The following is a 20,436-nucleotide window of genomic DNA, read 5'->3' on the forward strand; positions in this document are numbered from 1 at the left end:
AGGACGGAACTCATCGGTGGCGGTCGAAGAACTGTGCCTGATAGAGCGAGGGCGGCAGCAGGCCGGGCCGGTTGGCGCCCTCGATGTAGCCCGCGGGCTGGGCGAACGGGCCGTCGCCCGTGATCGTCCCGTGGCAGCCGATGGCGTAGTTCTGGGCCGTGGGCGGCTTCTGGACGATCAGCCTGCTGGTGGAGACGTCGCAGTTCCAGGCGACCGAGTGGGCCGCCGACCAGCCGTGCGAGGTGCCGTAGCGGCCGCGGTTGTACAGGCCGAGCGTGTAGTCGTAGTGCGGGTCGAGGTCGCGGTGGCCGTCGAAGAGCAGGCCCTGCGACCAGCGGCGGTGGCCCTCGCTGGAGTTGAGCGCGTACTCCGAGACGCCGCGCAGGAACACGATGCCGGAGACCGTGCTGTGGCCGTTGGAGACGAAGGCGTGCCTGGCCTTGTAGGCGTAGCAGTCCCTGAACAGGATCTGCTGGGAGTAGGTGTAGGTGTTGAAGTTGTAGCGCCTGCTGCCGGTGACGAGGCTGACCGGGTCGATCGCGCGGCAGTTCTGGATGGTGGCCCGGGTGGTCTCCTGGGTGGCGAAGCCGGCCTGGGTGAAGTGCAGGGCGGTGCAGTCGCGTACCCAGGCGTCCTCGCAGCGCAGCAGGTAGATCGCGTTGTAGGCGTGGTTCTCGTCCTGCTCGGGGTCGCCCGTGTACTCGATGTCGACGCGCAGGCGCTCCACGCCGACCTCGGTGACCAGCCCGGCCCGGTCCCAGGTGTGGAGGAAGGACGGGCTGTGGGCGCGGTTGAGGTGGTTGTAGAGCGGGACGTCGACCGTGACGAGGTTCCCCGAGACGTCGGTGACGCGGCGGTTGAAGTAGAGCGGGTGCTCGCCGGCCTTCCACGGCGGGCCGACGTCGTGGCCGCCGTGGTCGATCGCCTTCAGCCACTCCTCGGTGCAGGGATGGGTGATGACGACGTTGTCTCCGGGCCGCAGCGCGCCCGGCTGCGCGACCTGGAACCGCCGGGCGCCCACCTGGACGAAGTCGCTCGTGATGTCGGTGCGGGTGCCCGGCACCTCCCCGCGCCAGCCGCCGCCGGAAACGCCGCCGCCGACCACGATGACGTTGCGGTCCTTGGGCGTGTTGCCGGTGGCCTTGATGATCGTGTCCGCCGCCGGGTCGGCCCCGTCGCCCGTGCCGCGCAGCACGAGGCCGTCGGCGCGCACGTACAGGGTGCCCGCCACCGGATAGAGGCCCGGTAACAGCAGCAGGGCGCCGCGCCGCGTTCGGGGCAGGGCCGCCACCTCGTCGAGCGCGGCCTGGATGTGCGCGGTGTTGTCGCCCGCCACGGGCCTGATCACCTTGACCACGCGCACGTGCGGGATGGGCCGCTCGCCGCCCCGGTAGCCCGCGTGGCTGAAGTCGGGGACGCGGTTGCCCTCGGCGTCGGCGGTGTAGACGAGGCGGCCGCGGCGGTCGTAGCGGACGAGGGCGGACTGCCACAGGCCGCCCGCGCGGGCGGGCTCGGCGCCTGCGGTGGCGGCGAACGCGAGCGCGCCGCCCGCGGCCAGCAATCCGCGTCTGGTGAGATCCATGCGTCCGCTCCTACCTGATGACGATCTTGTCGAGCTCGGGCGTCCTGGCGGTGAGGTTGAAGAAGCGGATGTTGTTGACGCCCGCGATCAGCGGCACCTGGACCGTCGTCGTGGTGATCCGGTCGGGGGTGCCGGTCATGGGCACCTCGACGGAGTCGGCGCCGTTCACGCTGATGCGGAAGGACTGGGCGCCGTTGACGACCGCGTGGACGGTCATCTCCTTGGTCGCGGTGGTCTCGGACAGGATGCCCTTGACCGTGGTGTGGTCGTAGGTGTTGCCGCCGATGAGGATCGTCTTGAGCCCGCCGGAGCAGATCTTGCAGTACGCCGACTCCGCGGCGCCCTCGAAGACCGTGCCCTTGCGCTCGGCCTCGTACGCGGCCGGGTCGGGCGCGGGCAGCCGGACCGGCGGGTTGACCGGGCCCAGCGTCCACGCCTTCAGGTCCCTGACCAGCATGTGGGTGTCCTGGAGGCCGGAGCTGCGGATGCTGCGGTAGATGCCCCACTTGGGACGGTTGTACTGCTCCTCCGTCCAGTAGAAGTCGATGTCGTCGATCCGCTGGTCCACCAGCGTGCGGTGGCCGTCCTTCAGCACCCAGCGCATGTAGCCCTTGTCGCTGGACTTGATCTCGACCGTGGTGGTGACCCACCTGTTCTGAATCGCCTCCAGGTCGTAGGAGGCGAAGCCGTGCGTGGCGTTGTCGGCCAGCGTCCAGTAGCGGGCCTCGATCTTCTGCACGCCGTTCTTCACCGGCAGGGAGAGCTGGGCGACCGGGGTGCCGATGTCGGAGGTCTTGAGCTGCCAGATGTGGCTGAAGCCGGAGGTGGCGTCCAGGGTGTCGGGGATGTACATCTGCCAGCTCATCCGCCAGGTCTCGTCCTTGCGCATCTCCAGGGCGCGGCCCCGGCCGTCGCGCATGCCGCGTACCTCGTTGCGCTGGCGGTCGGAGCCGTCGCGGTCCACGGTGTGCATGTCGAAGCGCCACGCGCCGCGATCGGTGTAGACGTGGGGGGAGCCGTCGGCGTGCGAGCCGCGCCGGTCGTCCTCCAGCGCCTCGAAGGCGTTGACGCCGTCGCGCCAGGGGCTGGGGTTCCAGCGCAGCTCCCAGCGCTCGCCCGCGGCCTGCGCGGCCGTCGGGGTGAAGGCGGCCAGGAGGACGAGCGCCGCCGCGATGTGCCTGATCATCGAATCTCTCCCACGGCGTAGACGTTGCCGGTCTGCACGGTCTGGTCCTGGGTGCCGGTGTTGGTCTCGGCGACCATGCGGACCGGGTCCTTGCCGCCCTCGATCACGTTGCCCTTCTGCAGCTTGGTGTCGGTCCAGATGTACTGGGCCTGCCGCCAGTGCCGGCCGCGGTCGAGGGTGAAGGCGGTGATGCCGGACTCGCTGCCCCGGGTGGTGTAGACCCGGAGCGTGTGGGGTCCGGTCTTCTCGCTGTCGAGCAGGCCGTACTCCTGGGTGAGGCGGGTGAAGTCCCACGAGCGGCCGTTCCAGCGGCCCGCGGTCAGCCACGCGCGCCGGCCGCCGGTCTGGTTGTCGTAGAAGACGATCACCGGCTTGCCGTCGGCCATGACCTGGACCGAGTGGGTGAAGCCGGTGCCGTGCAGCAGTTCCCTGTTGCTGCGCCACACGATCGCCTTCCGCAGCATCTCCGTCTGGTCGAGCTGGGTGCCGAGGTCCTCGCCCGCGACCGTGGAGAAGTGCCGGGTGGCGGGGTCGAAGACGGCGTAGAACACGTCGTGGATCTGGGTGCCGTGGCCGTGGACGTCGGGTTTGCCGCCGCCGGCCATCGTCCAGAGCATGTGGAAGCGACCGTTGTGCTCGGTCATCTCGGCGACGTAGACCTCGTCCATGTTGTCCTCGCGCTCGGAGCCGAGGATGTACGGGTGGCCGGTCAGCTCGCCCGAGCTCTTCCACGTCACGCCGTCGTCGGCGGACATGAGGTACTGCATCGGCCGGTCGTCGACGAACTGCGTCGTGTCGTCCTCCTTGAGCGTGTCGCGGAAGAAGACGTAGACGTCGCCGTTGCGGGCCTTCAGCGCCATCGGGTAGGAGGCGTGGTACGGGGCGACGTCGCCGAGGCTGCGGTCGCTCCATGTGCCGTCGGCCGCCCGCGTGGCCAGGCGCAGCGGGGAGTTGTGCGCGCCGTGGAAGACCAGCAGCTTGCCGTCGTCGGCCTGGACCATGACCGGGTAGTTGTGCTTGTCCTTGAAGGAGGAGCCGATCTTGACCGGCGTGCTCCAGCGTCCGCTGCCGTGGTCGTAGTCCTGGAAGTAGGCGTCGGAGTCCTTGCCCATCCAGGAGATGTAGGTGCGGTCCGCCTTGCGGTCGTACAGGCCCGCGCCCATCGGGCGGCGGTCGCTGTGGACGCGGGCGTGGGTGGCGGTGGTCTGCGCGACGAGCGTACCGCCCCGGTCGTGCCGGGGTTCGGCCTGCGCGTTGGTGAAGACACCGAGGGCGAGGGCGGCCGCCGCCGTGGCGGCGCCGATCCGGGTGGGGTGCACGGGTCCTCTTTCCGGTCTCTACGGCCGGCGCGGGGCCAGCCGTAAGGTGAAACCGCCGTTGGCGGCCACGGGGATGTCGAGCTTGGCGCCGGGGGCGAGCAGGGCCTCCTCGACGGCTACGCGGTCGTCCGGCGCGTCCTGGTAGATCTCGGCCGCCCACTCCCCCTCGCCTTCGAGGAAGTCGAGCGGGACCGTGACCACGCGGGGGTCGCCCGCGGTGCCGCAGGCCACGTACCAGACCTCGCCGTCCCTGCGGGCCAGCACGAGGTGGTCGGCCGGGTCGCCGGACAGCAGGCGGGTCTCGTCCCAGGCGACGGGGACCTGGGTGAGCAGGCGCCGGGCTTCCGGCCGCGCGCCGTACGCCTCGATGCTGTCGGCGAAGTGCTGCACGCCGGACTCGAACAGGACGGCGAGCGCGAGCTCGAACCCGGCCGAGACGGAGCGCACGGCGGTGAAGGTGACGGGGGTGAAGTCCATCGGGCCCTGCACGTTGCGGGTGCAGGCCAGCGACAGGTAGTGCGCGGGCGGGTAGAGCGGCTCCTTGCCGGGTCTCGGCTTGATCCACTCGGCGCCCTTGACCGCTTCGGCGGTCATGAAGTGCGGCCACGTGCGCTCGGCGCCGCGCGGGATCGTGCCGCCGTGGAAGACGACCATCAGCTCCAGGCGGGCGGTGGCCTCCAGGATGGAGTCGAACCAGCGCATGCGGTCCTGGCCGTCGGACTCGGTGAAGTCGATCTTCACGCCGACCGCGCCCCACTCCTTCCAGAGCGCGAGCTTCTCGCGGTGCTCCAGCGGGGTGTCGACGTGCTGCCAGTGCGACCAGAGCCAGACGCCGACGCCGCGCTCGCGGGCGTAGGCGATGAGCTCGGGCATCCACTCCTTGTTCCATCCGGCGTCGGCCAGCACGTACGGCCAGCCCATCCCGGCGGCGAAGTCCACCCAGACCTTCTGGGCCTCCAGGTCGCGGGTCGAGGGGCCGTCCGACCACCAGGACCAGGCGGCGGCGCCCGGCCTGATCCACGAGGTGTCGGCCACCCTGGACGGCTCGGCCAGGCTCGTCACCAGGTCGCTGGCGACGACGCCGGCGAGGTCGCCGACGATCGCCGTACGCCAGGGCGTGACCAGCGGCGAGCGCGCGGTGACGTACGGGTCGGGCAGGTCGAGGCGGAAGGCGGCGCCGTCGAAGGCGAGGCGGGTGCCGGCGTAGCCGCTGTCCAGGTTCGACTCGGTGACCAGCATCCAGCTCTCGCCGATCCGGAACAGCGACGGGTAGCCGTACAGGATCGGCTCGGCCCGCTCGACGGTGGTGTGGTGGTGGATCTCCTCGTAGTCGCAGCGGCCGTTCTCGTAGGGCAGGAGGATGGCGCGGGCCGCCGCCGGCACCACATACTCCGAAATTTCCTCGCAAATCGTGACGGGGCCGGTCCAGGTCACGCGGTACCGGTACGCCACGCCACCCGAACCCACCCGGACCTGAAGTTCCAGGCCCTGGCTGAAGGAGAGGGTCCATTCGGTGGCGGTGTAGCGGTGCGCGCGGCTCTTGCCGGTCACCGTCTCGTAGGCCTCCTCGACGGCCCGGCTGGTGATCCCCTCGAACGCCAGTCCGCGGGTCAGGTCGGCGTGGGCCGCCTTCAGGCCGAGCCGGGACGGGCTGACGACGACCCGGCCGGCGTGCCGTACCTCCCATGAAAGCTCGCCGTCAGGCGAGAGCGCGATCACTGCTTCCAGATCGTCGGCAGCACAGGTCCATTTGGGCATGAAAGCCTCCATGGCTAGCTCACAGTGCGCCCGAGCCTAGGTTGCAAGCGATTGCAATTCAATTCTTGACGAAGTTAATTACCAGGTCTACGGTACGGCCATGCCCCTGAGTCATCGGACCTTTATGGCGAGACTGACCGAACGACGCTCCGGACTGTTCGCTCCCTGGGGCCAGGGTGCGCCCGGCACCTTCATCCTCCGACCGCCGGTGCGGCCATCGAGATCTTCCTCTGAAAGAGGTCATCCATGGACATGAACCGCCGCCGGATGCTGGCCCTCGCCGTAGCCGCCGCGTCCATGCCCGTCATCGCCGCCTGCGGGGGCGACACGCGCCAGCAGAAGCAGGCCGCCGCGCCGGTGAAGACGGGCATCCAGACCATCGACCCCAACCGGCCCGGCAACGACACCTGGCCCTTCGAGGAGGCCGAGCAGCTCAACAACTCGTTGCAATGGCCGAAGTCGGACGTGGCCGACCCGGCGGCGAAGGTGACGATCACCATCGCCTCCACCTCGGACATCATCGCCGAGGTGCGCAACATGCAGTTCGACTACTTCTTCAAGAAGCGCCACCCGAACATCGAGATCAAGCGCGAGACCTCGACCTTCGACGGATTCCTCACCAAGTACATGGCCCAGGCCGCGGGCGGCTCCCTGCCCGACGTCATGTACAACCACTACTCCTGGACCCAGAACTTCATCGCCAACGACATCGTCGCCCCGCTCGACGACTTCATCGCCAGGTCCCCCGAGTTCGCCAGGGACGACCTGCCCGAGGCGGGCCTCGCCTACTTCCTGCGCGACGGCAAGCTGTACGGCCTGCCCACCGACATGGCGCCCAAGCTGCTCTTCTTCAACAAGGACATCTTCGACAAGGCCGGCCTGAAGTACCCGGACGAGACCTGGACCTTCGAGAAAATGGTCGAGACCGCCAAGAAGCTCAAGAGCGGCTCGGGCGCCACGAAGATCTTCGGTTTCTCGCCGACCCCGAAGCCCGCCCCCGACCTGTCGACGGTCTTCCTCATGCCGTACGGCGGGCGGTTCCTGTCCGCCGACGAGACCCAGGTCCAGATCAACTCCCCCGAGGCGGTCAAGACGCTCACCATGTGGCTCGACCTGCTCCTCAAGGACGGCGTCACGCCGAGCCTGGCCGAGGAGCTCCTGCTGGAGAAGGTGGACCCGTGGAAGTCCGGCCACGCCGCCCTGCACATCAACGGCGCCTGGATCATGACGGAGCTGGCCAAGCAGAAGGCGTTCAAGTGGGGGGCCACGCACGTGCCCAAGGGACCGCAGGGCCGCTTCTCCCCCGCGGTCGGCAGCGCCCTGGTCATCACCCAGTCCTCCCAGCAGAAGGAGGCGGCGTGGCTCTACATCTACGAGTACCTGTCGTCCTCCGGCTACCAGTTCCGCCGCATCAGCGCCCCGGCCCGCCAGTCGGCGTGGCTGCCCAACGCCGAGGCGCTCGGCATCCCCAAGGAGACGGCGGAGCTGGTCAAGGAGATCCTGGCCGACTACGCGACCAGTGACGGCGTGCTGCGCCTGCCGGCCACCAAGAAGGCGGTCGACACGGCCAAGCCCATCTGGGAGCGCGCGATGCTCGGCAAGATCGACGCCAAGACCGCGCTCGACGAGATCGCCGCCAAGGTCGGCCCGCTGCTCGCCGAGAACAAGATCGCGTGATGGCCACGCTCGCCCAGCGCGAGGCGCGGCGCTTCCACCTGTTCGTCTCGCCGTGGCTGCTGGGGTTCATCCTGTTCACGGCCGGCCCGATCGTCGCGGCCATCGTCATCAGCTTCATGAGCTGGAACCTGCTGAAGGCGCCGCAGTGGGTGGGCCTGGCCAACTACGAGCGCATGTTCGCCGACCCCGAGTTCTGGGAGTCGATCGAGAACACCGTCCAGTACGGGGTCGGCTACGTCGCGCTCGGCGTCTCGTTCACGTTCGTGATGGCGCTGCTGCTCAACCAGCCGCTGCGCTTCCAGGGCCTGTTCCGCACCGTCATGTACATGCCGTCGGTGGTCTCCGGCCTCGCGACCGCGCTGCTGTGGCTGAACATCCTGCACCCCGACTACGGCCTCATCAACAAGGTCCTGGCCACGTTCGGCATCACCGGGCCCGGCTGGCTGGCCTCCCAGGAGTGGGCGATCCCCGCCCTGGTGCTCATGGCCGTGTGGGGCGCGGGCAACACCATCGTCATCTACCTGGCCGGCCTCCAGGGCATCCCGAAGTCCCTGTACGAGGCGGCCGAGATCGACGGAGCCGGATGGTGGCGGCGCTTCTGGAGCGTCACCGTGCCGATGATGTCGCCGGTCATCTTCTTCAACGTGGTCACCGGCTTCATCGGCGCCCTGCAGGGCTACGTGCTCATCCTGGCCATGACCGAGGGCGGCCCCGGCAACGCCACGATGGTGCTCGGCCTCTACATCTACCGGCACGCCTTCGTCTACTTCGACATGGGGTACGCCGCCGCGCTGTCGTGGGCCATGTTCGCCATCATCATCGCCGTCACCGCCATCCAGTTCGCCCTGGCCAGGCGCTGGGTGCACTACGAGTTCAAGTGAGGTCCCCCCGATGCTGCTGAAACGAGCGGAGCCGAGGACCCTCACCCCGGCGCAGACCGAGCGGATCAGGCGGGCCCAGCGGGCCGGCGCGTACGTGCTGCTCATCGCCAGCACCGTCGTGTTCGTGCTGCCGTTCCTGTGGATGATCACGACGTCGCTGAAGTCCGACGCGGAGAACCTCGCCTTCCCGCCGCAGTGGCTGCCCGACTCCTTCCACTGGGAGAACTACACCCGCGGCTGGTTCGGCTCGCTGGACTACACGCGGTTCATGCTCAACACCGTGCTGATCACCGCGCTGTCCATGGCGGGCAACCTGATCTCGTGCATCCTGCCCGCCTACGCGTTCGCGCGGATGCGGGCGCGGGCGGCCTCGCTGATGTTCGGGGCGCTGCTGGCCACCATGATGATCCCGCGCGAGATCACGCTGGTGCCGAAGTTCATCCTGTTCTCCAAGATCGGCTGGGTGGACACCTACCTGCCGCTGATCGTGCCGGAGTTCTTCGGCGTGGCGCTCTACATCTTCCTGCTGCGCCAGTTCTTCACCACGATTCCGCAGGAGCTCATCGACGCCGCCCGCATCGACGGCGCCTCCGAGCTGCGGATCCTCTGGCGGGTCATGCTGCCGCTGTCGAAGCCGGCGCTGGCGGCCATCTGCCTGTTCTCCTTCGTGGGCAACTGGAACCAGTACCTGGAGTCGGTCATCTACATCAGGACGACCGAGAAGTTCACGCTGCCCATGGGGCTCGGGCTGTTCACCGACCAGTTCGCCACGCAGTACAACCAGATGATGGCCGTGGCGCTGATCGCCATGATGCCCATCGTGATCATCTTCTTCATCGCCCAGAAGACCTTCATCAGGGGCGTCACCCTGACCGGAATCGCAGGAAGGTAGGACGTGGACTATCGACGGTGCGGGCGCAGCGGGCTGCTGCTGCCCGCTGTCTCCCTCGGGCTCTGGCACAACTTCGGCGACGGCCGTACGCCGGAGCTCCAGCGCGCGATCGTGCGCGCGGCCCTCGACCTCGGCATCACCCACTTCGACATCGCCGACCGGTACGGCCCGCCGCTGGGGGCCGCCGAGCGCACGTTCGGCTCGATCTTCCGGCTCGACCTGGTGGGCATGCGCGACGAGATCGTGGTCACCACCAAGGGCGGCAACCCCATGTGGGACGGCCCGTACGGCAAGGGCAACTCCCGCAAACACCTGCTGGCCACCCTGGACCACTCGCTCGGGCGGCTCGGCCTGGACCACGTCGACATCTACTACCTGCACCGCGACGACCGGGACACGCCGCTGGAGGAGCAGGCGGCGGCCCTGGACCACATGGTCCGCACCGGCAAGGCGCTGTACGTGGGCGTGTCGAACTTCTCCCCCGACCGCACCGCGGCCATCGCCGGGCTGCTGCGCTCCCTCGGCACGCCGCTGCTGGTGCACCAGCCCGTCTACTCGTTGCTGCGCCGGGACATCGAGGACGAACTGCTGGGGGTGCTGGAGCGGGAGGGCGTGGGCTGCGTCGTGTACTCGCCGCTGGCCCAGGGGCCGCTGACGGACCGGTATCTGGCCGGCATTCCGGCGGATTCGCGGGCGGCCGAGGGACGGTTCCTGACGGCTGACCGGGTGACGGAGGAGGTGTTGTCCTTCGTACGCCATTTGTCGGAAATTTCGGCTGATCGTGGGCAATCGGTGGCGCAGTTGGCGCTCGCCTGGGCGCTGCGCGACCAGCGGATCACCTCGGTGCTGGTGGGCGCCTCCAGCCCGGAGCAGCTCGCGGCCAACGCCGCCGCCGTGGACCGGCTCGCCTTCACCCCCGACGAACTGTCCGCCATCGAGCGCGCCGCCAAGGAGAGCGGCGTCCTGGCCTGACGCCGTCCGCGCCGAGCGCCGCCCCGGAGCACGGCGTTCCCCGAGCGCGGCGTTCCAGGACGTGGCGTTCACGCGCGGCGTTCCAGGACGCGGTGTTCACGGCGACATGGACCGCGTGCGCGCCCGGTGCCAGGGGCGCGCACGCACCCTCTTCCCCCCGATTCTCCGGAAAGGAGCCCCGATGCGCAGGAGCACGCTGGCCGAGCACGGCGGCGGGATCTCGTTACCCGGCTACCGGGTCGAGTCCGGCGGCGTCTCCACCCTGGCCCCCGGCCAGATCAGCCACAACCGCGGCCCGCACACCCACCCCGACCCCGAGATCTTCCTCATCCTGTCCGGCACGGGCCGCATCCACCTCGACGGCGAGGTGTCCGCCTTCGCCGCCGGGGACGTGCTGGTCGTCGAGGCGGGCGAGGACCACCACCTGGAGGCCGTCACCGAGGTCGTCACCACCTGGCTCCACCTGGAACCCGCCCCGTGAGCCCGGTCCCGCTGCCCGAGCTGGGGCTGGGCGGCGGACCGCTCGGCAACTACCTGCACGCCATCGGTGACGCCCAGGCCCGCGCGGTCGTGGACGCCGCCTGGGAGTCGGGCATCCGCTACTTCGACACCGCCCCCTACTACGGGCTCGGCCTGGCCGAGCGCCGCCTCGGCCAGGCGCTGCGCGGGCGGCCCAGGTCGGAGTACGTGCTGTCGACCAAGGTGGGCCGGCTGATCCGGCCGGGACCCGGCGGGCCGGGGATCTTCGCCGTCGCCGACGACCGGCACGCCGTCTGGGACTTCTCCCGCGACGGCGTCCTGCGCAGCCTGGAGGAGTCGCTGGACCGGCTCGGCACCGGCCACGCCGACATCGTGCTCGTCCACGACCCCGACCGCCACTGGCCCCAGGCCCTGGACGAGGCGTTCGCGACGCTGGCCGAGCTGCGCGCCCAGGGAGTGGTGAAGGCGATCGGCGTCGGCATGAACCAGCCGGGCATGCTCGCCGACTTCGTCAGGAACGCCGATCCCGACGTGCTGCTGGCCGCCAACCAGGCGACGCTGCTGCGCCGTACCGCGTTCGAGGAGCTTCTGCCGTTGTGCGCCGAGCGCGGCATCCCGGTGGTGGCGGCGAGCCTGTTCCATCGGGGGCTGCTGGCCGAGCCGCCCGCCGACCCGCCGGCCGAGGTGAGGGCGATCCTGGCGGCCTGCGCCGCGTTCGGGGTGCCGGTGGCGAGGGCCGCGATGCGCTTCCCGCTGCGCCACCCTGCGGTGCGCTCGATCCTGATCGGCGCCCACACGCCCGCCCAGGTGCTGGCCAACGTGGCGGACTTCCGTACCCCCGTGCCTGAGGGGTTGTGGGCCGCGCTTCAGGACGTCCGGACATGAGCCGCCGCGATTTACCCGTGTCCGTCGAGATCCGGCCCGCCCGATCGTGTAAAGGGAAAGGACACGGCAGAAAGGCGGAACCGGCATGACGTTCACCGACGAGGAGAGCGCCTACCTGCGCTCCCAGTCCCTCGCCCGCCTCGCCACGCTCGGCTCCGGCGACCAGCCCGACGTGATGCCGGTCGCCTACGAGTTCGACGGCGCGCACTTCTGGGTCGGCGGCGGCCAGAGCGTGGTGAACACCCGCAAGTTCCGCAACGTCGCCGCCGGACGCGCCAAGGTCGCCCTGGTGGTCGACGACCTGCCCTCCCTCGACCCGTTCGTCGCGCGCGGCATCCGCGTGTACGGCATGGCCGAGCAGCCCTTCGAACGCACCGGCATGGTCGGCCCCGGCGTCTACCTGCGCATCACGCCCACGACGTCGTGGAGCTGGAACCTGGCCGGCGAGCCGGTGGGCGAGACCTGGTACCCGTCGCGCCGCGCCGTACATCGGCCCTGAGACTGTTCTTCAGTCCAGGCGGCTGTAGGCGTCGCCGAACACCCACGGGTCGGCCTCGCACTCGGCCAGGAAGTCGCCGGGGAAGCCGATCTCGAAGGCGGCCGCCGACTCCAGGCGGGCCAGCGCCGCCTCCGGCAGCACGACCTCGGCCGCGCCCAGGTTGTCGGCCAGTTGCCGCGCGTCGCCGGCGCCCACGATCGGGTGCACGAACGGGTGCCGCGCGCGCGTCCACGCGATCGCCACCTGCGACGGGCTCGCGCCCGTCTCCCGCGCGACCCCCAGCACCGCCCGCGCCACCGCGTGGTCGCGCTCGCCGAGCGTGCCGGGGTCCACCCGCGTGGGCCCGTCAGGAGCCGCGCCGCCGCTGAACTTGCCCGACAGCACGCCTCCGGCCAGCGGCCCCCACGCCGCCACGCTGAGTCCGAGCGCGCCCGCCATCGGCAGCAGCTCCCGCTCGACGTCCCTCCTGAGCAGGCTGTACGGCACCTGCACCCCCGCGAACGGCGTCCACCCGCGCCACTCCGCCAGCGTTCCGGCCCGGCTCACGACCCACGCGGGAGCGTCCGAGATCCCGACGTACAGCACCTTGCCCGCGCGCACCACGTCGTCCAGCGCCCGCATCGTCTCCTCCAGCGGCGTGCGCCGGTCCCACAGATGGACCCAGAGCAGGTCCACGTAGTCGGTGCGCAGCCGCCGGAGGCTGCGCTCCAGCGAGTGGACGAGGTTCTTGCGGTGGTTGCCGGCCGCGTTGGGGTCGCTCTGGTCGCGCGACAGCGAGTACTTGGTGGCCAGGACGAGCCGGTCGCGCCGCCCGGCCAGCAGCTCGCCGAGGACGTTCTCGCTCTCGCCGTAGGCCGAGGCCGTGTCGATCACGTTCCCGCCCGCGCCCTCGTAGGCGTCGAGCATCGCGCGGCGCTCCTTGTCCACGCCGCCCTCGTAGAAGCTCATCGCGCCGAAGAAGAGCTCCGACACCCGCAGTCCGGTACGGCCCAGCGTCCGATACCTCATGCCGCCACCTCCCTGGCGGCGAACTCACCCTCGATGCCCCACGCGAGGATCCTCCTGGGCCGGATCAGCATCCACGCCTCCTCGAACGGGAACGGCGCCGCGAGCCGCTCCCCCACCCGCGCGCCGCCCTCGTCGAAGGTCTCGGCGACGCCCCTGATCTCGATGCCGCGCGGCGTCCACGGGTCGACCGAGGCCAGGTCGTCCACCACGAAGGAGACGTCCGGATTCCTCCTGGCGTCGCGGAACTTCTTGCTGCCCGCCATCCCCGAACCCACGACGCCGCCCACGATCAGCCCGCCGGAGCCGGGATCGTAGATCACCCCCACGGGCCGCGCCGACGGGCGGCCGTCGGCTCCGACGGTGGCCAGGCGGCCGAGGGGCTGGCCGGTCAGGTACTCGATCTCGGCTGGTGTGAATGCGCTCATGGGGACGAGACTGCCGGGCCGTACACGGGAGAGGGAGACCGCCCCAAGACTGGCACCCGCAGGGCCACCCTCCGCCCCGATTACACTCGTGGCCATGGGCAACAACGAGCTGGGGGCGTTCCTGCGCGCCCGGCGCGAGGCGGTGCCGCCCGAGGCGGTCGGCTTCCCGGCCGGGACGCGCCGGCGCACCCCCGGCCTGCGCCGCGCCGAACTGGCCACGGTCGCCGGCGTCAGCGTCGACTACCTCACCCGCCTGGAGCAGGGCCGCGACCGGCACCCGTCCACCGAGATCCTCACCGCGCTGGCCGACGCCCTGTCACTGTCGCAGGACGAGCGCGTACACCTGCACCGCCTGCACAAAGCCGAGGCGGGCGGCGTCTGCCAGGGCGGCCCGCCGCTGTCGCGCACGCTGCGCCCCACGGTGGAGGCGATGCTGGCCCGCCTGGCCCACACCCCGGCCCTGGTCGTCAACCAGCTCACCGAGATCCTGGCCCACACACCCGCGTACGCCCGGCTGGCCGCCCCCTTCGGCCTGCTCGACGGCGACCCGCCGAACCTGGCCCGCTACCTGTTCACCGACCCCCGCGCCCGCGACGCCTTCCCCGGCTGGGCGCAGGTCGCCGCCGAACACGCCGCCGGCCTGCGCGCCAGCGCCGCCCTGGGCGACCGGTACGCCGCGCTGCTGGCCGACGAGCTGTCCATCATGGCCGGGACCACGTTCACCGAGTCCTACGCGAAGGCGATGCTGCCCGCCCGGGTGGGCACCGAGCGCTGGGCGCATCCGGAGGGCGAGCTCCTGCTCGCCTACGAGACCCTGACGCTGGCCGGGACCGACGACCAGCGCCTGATCGTCTACGTCCCGGCCGACGAGGCCACCTCGGCGGCGCTGGCCGAACCGCGAACCACCCACCTGTCGTAGCACGCCCCCGCCCAAAGCGAGCGGGAACGTCAAGGCGCCAGCCCCGGAGCGGTGGTCAGACCCCAAACGGTTGCTGGACCCCGAAAAGGCGCCAGACCTGGAACGGTGCTACACCCCGAACGGCGCCGCGTACCGGATGGGTTTGCCTCATTGGTGATGTAGCCGTCTTTTACATTGGGTAGGATCTATCTATGTAGCTGTCATCTACCTAAGTGGAGGCCGGGTGGGCGGCTTCATCGGGCGGGTCGCGGAGCTGGGGTTGCTCGGCAAGCGGCTCCAGCGGGTGCGCGAGACAGGGGCGGGCGTCGCCGTCACCCTGCGCGGGCGGCGGCAGGTCGGCAAGTCCCGGCTGGTGCAGGAGTTCTGTGACCGTGCGGGCGTGCCGTACCTGTTCACGAGCGCGACCAAGGGAGCCTCCCCGGTCGAGGCCGTGGGGGCCTTCCTGGCGGATCTGCGGGAGTCGGAGCTGCCCCGGGACCCGGGACTGGTTCCGAGCGCTGCCGGGGGGAACTGGCCGGACGCCTTCCGGGCGCTGACCGCGGCGCTGCCCGCCGAGCCCTGCGTGGTGGTCATGGACGAGGTGCCGTGGCTGTCGGAACAGGACGGGCTGTTCGAGGGCGCCCTGCAGACGGCGTGGGACCGCCTGCTCGCCCACCGGCCGGTGCTGTTGCTGCTCCTGGGCAGCGATCTGCACATGATGGAGCGGCTGACCGCCTACGACCGGCCGTTCTTCGGGCGCGCGGACCACCTCGTGCTCGGTCCGCTGCATCCCGCCGACGTCGCCGACGCCCTCGGCCTCGGCGCGCGGGAGGCGATCGACGCGCACCTGGTCACCGGCGGGCTGCCCGGCATCATCAGGACCTGGCCCCATGGCATGCCCGCGCTGGACTTCCTCCGCCGGGAGGCCGATGACCCGGGCGCTGCGGTCTTCGGCGTGCCCGAGGCGGTGCTGATGGCCGGGTTCCCGAATCCGGACGTCTCGCGCCGGGTTCTGGAGGCCGTCGGGGCGGGGGACCGTACCCACGCCAACATCGCCGCGACGGCGGGCAGCCGCGAGGGGGCGCTGCCGTCCGGGACGCTCTCCCCGCTTCTGCGGAAGCTGACGGCGGAGAAGCAGGTGCTCGCCCTGGACGAGCCGCTGTCCGTCCGGCCGGGCAAGCCGGGGCTGTACCGGGTCGCCGACAGCAATCTGCGGCTTTATCTCGGCATGCTCCGCACGGTCCAGGAACAGGCCCGCCGCGGTCGCCCGGACGCCGGGTTCCGGCTGGTCGAGCGCCGCTGGAGCGCCTGGCGGGGCCGGGCGGTCGAGCCTCTGGTACGGCAGTCGCTGGAGCTGGCCACGCTGTCAGGGCGCCTGCCCTGGCCCGAGGCGGAGGTGGTGGGCGGCTGGTGGAACCGCAGGTTCGACCCCGAGGTGGACCTGGTCGGAGCCGACCGCGCGCCGGTCGCCGGCCGCATCCTGTTCGCCGGCTCGATCAAATGGCTGAACACCCCGTTCGACGCCCACGACCTCGCCACGGTACGCAGGTCCGTCGCCCAGGTCCCCGGCCACGACCCGGCGGCCACCGCTCTCGTCGTCGCCTCGCTCACCGGGCTGGCGCCGGACGTCGAGGCCCGATCCGTGGACCTCGTGTGGTCGCCGGGTGACGTCATTGATTCCTGGCGTTCTTGAAAGGGGGCCGCGGAGTAGGTTGGCGAACATGGCTGGATCACATGGGTTCCACCGGCGCAAGCCCGTCGTGTTAGCCGTGATCGCGGGAGTCGTCGCGCTCGGCTCACCGGTTCCTTCCCACGCCGCGAGTACGCAGCCGAATGCCGTCATCGTCTGGGACAGGAACGCGGAAACGGCGATCTGGGAGGTCGCCCGGCAGCAGCCGCAGGTCCAGGCGCGGAGTTTCGCCATGGTGCACGGGGCCGTGTACGACGCGGTCAACGCGATCGCGGGCCGGCCGTACCAGAGCTATCTGAGCGCGCCGCGCGCGGACGGCGGCGAGTCGACGGAGGCGGCCGTCGCGACCGCGGCCTCCCAGGTCCTGCGCTCGCTCTTTCCCGCGCAGGAGGAGAGGCTGCGGGCGCAGTACGACGAGGCGCTCGCCCGGATCCCCGGCGGCGACGCCAAGCGGCGCGGGATCGCGGTCGGAGCCCGGACGGCCGCCGCGATGATCGCCGCGCGGGAGAACGACGGCGCGTTCGGCGACCAGACCTGGCCCGTCGGCACGAAGCCGGGGCAGTGGCGGCCGACCCCGCCGACGCCGACCACGAGCGGCGCGTGGGTGGCCTATCTGAAGCCGTTCATGCTGCCGAGCGGGTCGATGTTCAGGACCTCGGGGCCGCCGTCCCTCACCAGCGGCCGGTACGCCCGTGACCTCAACGAGGTCAAGACCGTCGGCTCGGCCACCAGCACGGTCAGGACCCTCGACCAGACCCAGGCCGCCATCTGGTGGCACGACCGCCACCTCGCGGAATGGGAGATCAAGCGGCAGCTCGCGACCACGCAGCGCCTGAGCACGCTGCGGACGGCGAGGATGTTCGCGATGGTCGGGCTCGCGGAAGCCGACGCCACGACGGCCTGCTACAACGAGAAGGTCACCTGGAGCTTCTGGCGTCCCATCACCGCCATCCGCCTGGCCGACACCGACGGCAACCCCAGGACCGCCGCCGACCCGGACTGGACCCCGCTCCTGGCGACCCCGCCGCATCCCGACTACACCTCCGGCCACACCTGCTTCACCGGGGCGAGCATGTCGGCGCTGGCGCATTTCTTCGGCCGCGACGACCTCTCCTTCAGCGGCTACAGCGCCGACTCCGGGACCACCCGCCATTTCCGCGGTTTCTCCCAGGCGCTGGCCGAAGTCGTCGAGGCGCGCATCTGGGGCGGCATCCACACCCGGACGGCCGACACCGAGGGCGCCAAGATCGGCAAGCAGGTGACCGCCTATATGGTCAGGCATTTCTTCAAGCCGAGAAAGCACTAAACCCGGCCTGATGTGGACAGGCTCCTGCCGCGAGCAGGGCGGATCGGGGAATGCGTGGAGCACGGCCCGATCCGCCCCGTCCGTGGTCTGGGCGGGCGGGGAGTCCGGTGAGACCATCCGCCAATGGAATATCTGAACGCGGTCGAGGCCGAACTCAAGTCCGTCTCCCCCGGGATGGAGAACACGCTCTGGAGCCGTACCGCGGGAAACAAACTCGACGTCGTGGGCGACGACACGGCGTCCTGGATATTGCAGGTGCCCGACTGCTGGGGATGGACGACCTCGACCGGCGTGCCGATCGGCTCGGAAAAGCCGGGAATCAAGAAACTCCTCGCGAGGCTGCGGCACAACATCTCCCAGGCGAGCCGGAGCGTCGACATCACCGGATTCGGCCCGCCGGACATGGTGGGCTCCCCCGCCGGGCCGTTCCCTGACGGCGATTTCCTCGACGCCATGTTCAACGGCATCAACGACGCCGTCGACCGCCGCGACGACGGCGACCCCAAGCTGGTCGTGCGTTTCATGACCGGCGTCGTCGGCGTGGACCGCACGGCCGATCCGTGGGTGTTCCGCGAGGCGCTGATCAAGCGGCTCGGCACGCACGCCCAGCACGTCGACCTGCGGGTCTGCTCGATGACGACGCGCGGCATCTCCTCCTACAACCACACCAAGTTCGTCATCGTGGACGGCGAGTCCGTCATCCACGGCGGCATCAACTGGATGACGAACTTCTATATCGAGGAGGGGCCGTTCCTCAGCCGGGGATTCGGCGACACCGCGCCGGTCACCGACCTCGACATCGCCCTGCGCGGCCCCGCGGCGCTTTCCTCGGGCAGATTCCTCGACATGCTGTGGGAATGGGCCCGCACGCACGCCGGCTGGGTGAAGTCGGGCTGGGTCAGGAACCGCAAGCAGTATCCGGCCTGGATCGCCGTGGAAAAGGCCAGTCCTCCTGCCGAGGGATGGTCGTTGTACGACGACGAGGCCGAGCCCTACACGCCGGGCGACCTTGAGGTCATCTCCGTCGGCAGCCTCGGATACGGCATCCTCGAACGCGACAAGGATTCCACCTACGAACGTCCGCCCGCCCGCCGCGAGGACCAGGCCGCGAGCTATCTGAACAACGAGACCAACCTCGACAGCGCGTTCATGACGGTGAACCCGGATGCCAACGCCATTCGGGCGCTGGTCGCCCAGGCGAAGAACAGCATCGTGCTGTCCCAGCAGGACATCAACGGATTCACCGGGCTGCCGTTGATGCACGCGCTGTTCGACGTCCGGCTGTTCGACGTGCTCGCCGCGAAAATGATCGACGGGGTCAAGGTACGGATCGTCATCAGCAATCCTGGAAGCCCGGACTACTCCAACATCGGCAGCCTGGACGTGGCGTACAAGTCGCTGTACGAACGGGTCCGGCTCAGGACCACTTATGACGCGGAGGCGCACCGGATCCTGCGGCTCAGGCTTCAACTGGCGCCGTTGCGGGTGTCGGACGAGCAGACCTGGCCGGGGGGCTACAAGTACCGTCTGCACAGCAAGGTGGTGTGCGTGGACGAGACGGCCTTTTACGTGGGGTCGAGGAATGTGTATCCCGACACCACGCAGGATCACGGGTTCATCATCGAGGACCGGGCTGCGGCCGGGGCCTTGGTCGAGCACTTCCTCGACAAGCAGTGGCGCTATTCCAGGAACGCGGCGATCTGCGACTACGAGTGGTGACCCCGCCCGCGAGGAGCGCCTATCGGGTGGAGTAGGAGTGGGCGCCGGCCCCGGCCAGCGCTCCGCCCTCGACGATGAGGTACTCCTCGCGGATCGGCGTCCCGTCCAGCCAGCACTCCAGGATCTCCCGGGTACCCGCGGCATAACGGGCCTGCGCGCTCAGCGAGGAGCCGGAGATGTGCGGGGTCATCCCGTGATGGGGCATCGTGCGCCACGGGTGGTCGGCGGGCGCGGGCTGCGGGTACCAGACGTCCCCGGCATACCCGGCGAGCTGCCCGCTCTCCAGCGCGCGTACGACGGCGTCACGGTCGGCGATCCGGGCCCGGGCGGTGTTGATCAGGTAGGCCCCGCGCTTCATGGTGGCGATCAGCGTGTCGCCGAACAGCCCCTCGGTCTCCGGATGCAGCGGCGCGTTGACCGTCACCACGTCGCAGTGCGGCACCATCGCCGCCGCGGACTCGTGGAAGGTGAGCCCGAGCTCCTCCTCGACCTCCCGGGGCAGCCGGTGCCGGTCGGTGTAGTGCAGGTGCACGTCGAACGGCTTGAGCCGGCGCAGCACCGCCAGCCCGATCCGGCCCGCCGCGACGGTCCCGACGTGCATGCCCTCGACGTCGTAGGAGCGGGCGACGCGGTCGGCGATGTTCCAGCCGCCGTCCAGGACGGTCTGGTGGGAGGGCAGGTAGTCGCGCACCAGCGAAAGGATCATCATGACGGCGTGCTCGGCCACGCTGATGCTGTTGCAGTACGTGACCTCGGCGACCGTGACGCCGTGGGCGATGGCGGCCTCCAGGTCCACGTGGTCGGAGCCGATGCCCGCGGTGACGGCCAGCTTGAGCTTGGGCGCGCGGGCGATGCGTTCGGCGGTCAGGTACGCGGGCCAGAACGGCTGCGAGATCACCACGTCGGCGTCGGCCAGTTCCCGCTCGAAGGCGTCGCTGTCCTTGTCGGAGGTGACCACCAGCGTGTGCCCGCGCTCCTCCAGGAACCGGCGCAGCCCCAGCTCCCCGGACACGCTGCCGAGCAGGTGACCCGGGGTGAAGTCGACGCCCTTCGGACTGGGCAACGTCTGCCCGCCGGGGTATCCGGTCAGTTCGGGCAGCCCGTCGCGGGCGTAGGAGGCCGGGTAGCCGCCGATCGGGTCGTCGTACAGCACGCACAACACCTTGGCCATGATCTGCGCTCCTCGTGGGAGTGGGGGACGGTGATCCCAGCCTCCGGCGACACATAACCGCAGGTCAAAGCGTTTGTCTCTATGGGCC

18 protein-coding genes are annotated in these 20,436 nt (G+C 70.2%); 11 read left to right on the forward strand and 7 right to left on the reverse strand.

Going from position 1 to position 20,436, the window contains the following annotated elements; genetic code table 11:
* Positions 1-10 precede the first annotated feature (10 nt).
* From ACIBEJ_RS27420 to ACIBEJ_RS27435, 4 genes are read right to left on the reverse strand one after another with little or no spacing between them, the layout of a single operon-like run.
* Positions 11-1,582: a right-handed parallel beta-helix repeat-containing protein gene (locus ACIBEJ_RS27420; protein ID WP_397185687.1), complete on the reverse strand. Its 1,572-nt coding sequence runs from the start codon at positions 1,580-1,582 to the stop codon at positions 11-13.
* 10 nt (positions 1,583-1,592) lie between these two features.
* Complete coding sequence (locus ACIBEJ_RS27425; RefSeq protein ID WP_397185688.1) at positions 1,593-2,768, reverse strand: hypothetical protein; 1,176 nt, start codon at positions 2,766-2,768, stop codon at positions 1,593-1,595.
* On the reverse strand, positions 2,765-4,087 hold the full coding sequence (locus tag ACIBEJ_RS27430; RefSeq protein WP_397185689.1) for a BNR-4 repeat-containing protein: 1,323 nt from the start codon (positions 4,085-4,087) through the stop codon (positions 2,765-2,767). Before ACIBEJ_RS27430 ends, ACIBEJ_RS27425 begins: the two co-directional genes overlap by 4 nt.
* 18 nt (positions 4,088-4,105) lie before the next feature.
* Positions 4,106-5,845 carry a glycoside hydrolase family 97 catalytic domain-containing protein gene (locus tag ACIBEJ_RS27435; RefSeq protein ID WP_397185690.1) on the reverse strand — a complete coding sequence of 580 codons (1,740 nt, stop codon included), beginning with the start codon at positions 5,843-5,845 and terminating at the stop codon, positions 4,106-4,108.
* Positions 5,846-6,091: 246 nt separating this feature from the next.
* Between ACIBEJ_RS27435 and ACIBEJ_RS27440 the strand changes: the two genes are divergently transcribed.
* From ACIBEJ_RS27440 to ACIBEJ_RS27470, 7 genes are all read left to right on the forward strand, one after another.
* Positions 6,092-7,522: an ABC transporter substrate-binding protein gene (locus ACIBEJ_RS27440; RefSeq protein ID WP_397185691.1), complete on the forward strand. Its 1,431-nt coding sequence runs from the start codon at positions 6,092-6,094 to the stop codon at positions 7,520-7,522.
* Positions 7,522-8,403 (forward strand): carbohydrate ABC transporter permease, encoded by an 882-nt coding sequence (locus tag ACIBEJ_RS27445; protein ID WP_397185692.1) that lies wholly within the window; start codon positions 7,522-7,524, stop codon positions 8,401-8,403. The genes ACIBEJ_RS27440 and ACIBEJ_RS27445 overlap by 1 nt, the downstream gene beginning before the upstream one ends.
* Positions 8,404-8,413: 10 nt before the next feature.
* Positions 8,414-9,295, forward strand: a complete 882-nt coding sequence (locus ACIBEJ_RS27450) for a carbohydrate ABC transporter permease (RefSeq protein ID WP_397185693.1) — start codon at positions 8,414-8,416, stop codon at positions 9,293-9,295.
* A gap of 3 nt (positions 9,296-9,298) precedes the next feature.
* The gene (locus ACIBEJ_RS27455) at positions 9,299-10,267 is read left to right on the forward strand and encodes an aldo/keto reductase (RefSeq protein ID WP_397185694.1); all 969 of its coding nucleotides are present in this window, start codon (positions 9,299-9,301) and stop codon (positions 10,265-10,267) included.
* 181 nt (positions 10,268-10,448) lie between these two features.
* Complete coding sequence (locus ACIBEJ_RS27460) at positions 10,449-10,748, forward strand: cupin domain-containing protein (protein WP_397185695.1); 300 nt, start codon at positions 10,449-10,451, stop codon at positions 10,746-10,748.
* Positions 10,745-11,632 (forward strand): aldo/keto reductase, encoded by an 888-nt coding sequence (locus ACIBEJ_RS27465; protein ID WP_397185696.1) that lies wholly within the window; start codon positions 10,745-10,747, stop codon positions 11,630-11,632. Before ACIBEJ_RS27460 ends, ACIBEJ_RS27465 begins: the two co-directional genes overlap by 4 nt.
* Positions 11,633-11,717: 85 nt before the next feature.
* On the forward strand, positions 11,718-12,131 hold the full coding sequence (locus ACIBEJ_RS27470; protein ID WP_397185697.1) for a PPOX class F420-dependent oxidoreductase: 414 nt from the start codon (positions 11,718-11,720) through the stop codon (positions 12,129-12,131).
* 9 nt (positions 12,132-12,140) lie between these two features.
* Here ACIBEJ_RS27470 and ACIBEJ_RS27475 read toward each other — a convergent pair whose 3' ends face one another.
* Positions 12,141-13,139: an aldo/keto reductase gene (locus ACIBEJ_RS27475; RefSeq protein WP_397185698.1), complete on the reverse strand. Its 999-nt coding sequence runs from the start codon at positions 13,137-13,139 to the stop codon at positions 12,141-12,143.
* The gene (locus tag ACIBEJ_RS27480; RefSeq protein WP_397185699.1) at positions 13,136-13,564 is read right to left on the reverse strand and encodes a PPOX class F420-dependent oxidoreductase; all 429 of its coding nucleotides are present in this window, start codon (positions 13,562-13,564) and stop codon (positions 13,136-13,138) included. The genes ACIBEJ_RS27475 and ACIBEJ_RS27480 overlap by 4 nt, the downstream gene beginning before the upstream one ends.
* A 94-nt stretch (positions 13,565-13,658) precedes the next feature.
* On the opposite strand from ACIBEJ_RS27480, the gene ACIBEJ_RS27485 reads away from it, so the two are divergent.
* The 4 genes from ACIBEJ_RS27485 (at position 13,659) to ACIBEJ_RS27500 (ending at position 19,177) form a co-directional block, all read left to right on the forward strand.
* A complete protein-coding gene (locus ACIBEJ_RS27485) occupies positions 13,659-14,483 on the forward strand; it encodes a helix-turn-helix transcriptional regulator (RefSeq protein WP_397185700.1) in 825 nt (274 codons plus the stop codon).
* Between the two features lie 223 nt (positions 14,484-14,706).
* Positions 14,707-16,155: an ATP-binding protein gene (locus tag ACIBEJ_RS27490; RefSeq protein WP_397185701.1), complete on the forward strand. Its 1,449-nt coding sequence runs from the start codon at positions 14,707-14,709 to the stop codon at positions 16,153-16,155.
* Between the two features lie 28 nt (positions 16,156-16,183).
* On the forward strand, positions 16,184-17,458 hold the full coding sequence (locus ACIBEJ_RS27495; RefSeq protein WP_397185702.1) for a hypothetical protein: 1,275 nt from the start codon (positions 16,184-16,186) through the stop codon (positions 17,456-17,458).
* A gap of 123 nt (positions 17,459-17,581) precedes the next feature.
* Positions 17,582-19,177, forward strand: a complete 1,596-nt coding sequence (locus ACIBEJ_RS27500; protein ID WP_397185703.1) for a hypothetical protein — start codon at positions 17,582-17,584, stop codon at positions 19,175-19,177.
* 19 nt (positions 19,178-19,196) lie between these two features.
* Here the strand turns inward: ACIBEJ_RS27500 and ACIBEJ_RS27505 are convergent, their stop codons facing one another.
* Positions 19,197-20,348, reverse strand: a complete 1,152-nt coding sequence (locus tag ACIBEJ_RS27505; RefSeq protein ID WP_397185704.1) for an NAD-dependent formate dehydrogenase — start codon at positions 20,346-20,348, stop codon at positions 19,197-19,199.
* Between the last annotated feature and the right edge of the window lie 88 nt (positions 20,349-20,436).

It is taken from the genome of Nonomuraea sp. NPDC050790 (assembly GCF_044456745.1).
GTDB lineage: Bacteria > Actinomycetota > Actinomycetes > Streptosporangiales > Streptosporangiaceae > Nonomuraea.

Excerpts from the sequence above, each read along its gene's own strand:
- ACIBEJ_RS27420 (WP_397185687.1), bottom strand. The coding sequence starts at position 1,582 with ATGGATCTCACCAGACGCGGATTGCTGGCCGCGGGCGGCGCGCTCGCG.
- ACIBEJ_RS27425 (WP_397185688.1), bottom strand. The coding sequence starts at position 2,768 with ATGATCAGGCACATCGCGGCGGCGCTCGTCCTCCTGGCCGCCTTCACC.
- ACIBEJ_RS27435 (WP_397185690.1), bottom strand. The coding sequence starts at position 5,845 with ATGCCCAAATGGACCTGTGCTGCCGACGATCTGGAAGCAGTGATCGCG.
- ACIBEJ_RS27440 (WP_397185691.1), top strand. The coding sequence starts at position 6,092 with ATGGACATGAACCGCCGCCGGATGCTGGCCCTCGCCGTAGCCGCCGCG.
- ACIBEJ_RS27445 (WP_397185692.1), top strand. The coding sequence starts at position 7,522 with ATGGCCACGCTCGCCCAGCGCGAGGCGCGGCGCTTCCACCTGTTCGTC.
- ACIBEJ_RS27450 (WP_397185693.1), top strand. The coding sequence starts at position 8,414 with ATGCTGCTGAAACGAGCGGAGCCGAGGACCCTCACCCCGGCGCAGACC.
- ACIBEJ_RS27460 (WP_397185695.1), top strand. The coding sequence starts at position 10,449 with ATGCGCAGGAGCACGCTGGCCGAGCACGGCGGCGGGATCTCGTTACCC.
- ACIBEJ_RS27470 (WP_397185697.1), top strand. The coding sequence starts at position 11,718 with ATGACGTTCACCGACGAGGAGAGCGCCTACCTGCGCTCCCAGTCCCTC.
- ACIBEJ_RS27475 (WP_397185698.1), bottom strand. The coding sequence starts at position 13,139 with ATGAGGTATCGGACGCTGGGCCGTACCGGACTGCGGGTGTCGGAGCTC.
- ACIBEJ_RS27480 (WP_397185699.1), bottom strand. The coding sequence starts at position 13,564 with ATGAGCGCATTCACACCAGCCGAGATCGAGTACCTGACCGGCCAGCCC.
- ACIBEJ_RS27485 (WP_397185700.1), top strand. The coding sequence starts at position 13,659 with ATGGGCAACAACGAGCTGGGGGCGTTCCTGCGCGCCCGGCGCGAGGCG.
- ACIBEJ_RS27495 (WP_397185702.1), top strand. The coding sequence starts at position 16,184 with ATGGCTGGATCACATGGGTTCCACCGGCGCAAGCCCGTCGTGTTAGCC.
- ACIBEJ_RS27500 (WP_397185703.1), top strand. The coding sequence starts at position 17,582 with ATGGAATATCTGAACGCGGTCGAGGCCGAACTCAAGTCCGTCTCCCCC.
- ACIBEJ_RS27505 (WP_397185704.1), bottom strand. The coding sequence starts at position 20,348 with ATGGCCAAGGTGTTGTGCGTGCTGTACGACGACCCGATCGGCGGCTAC.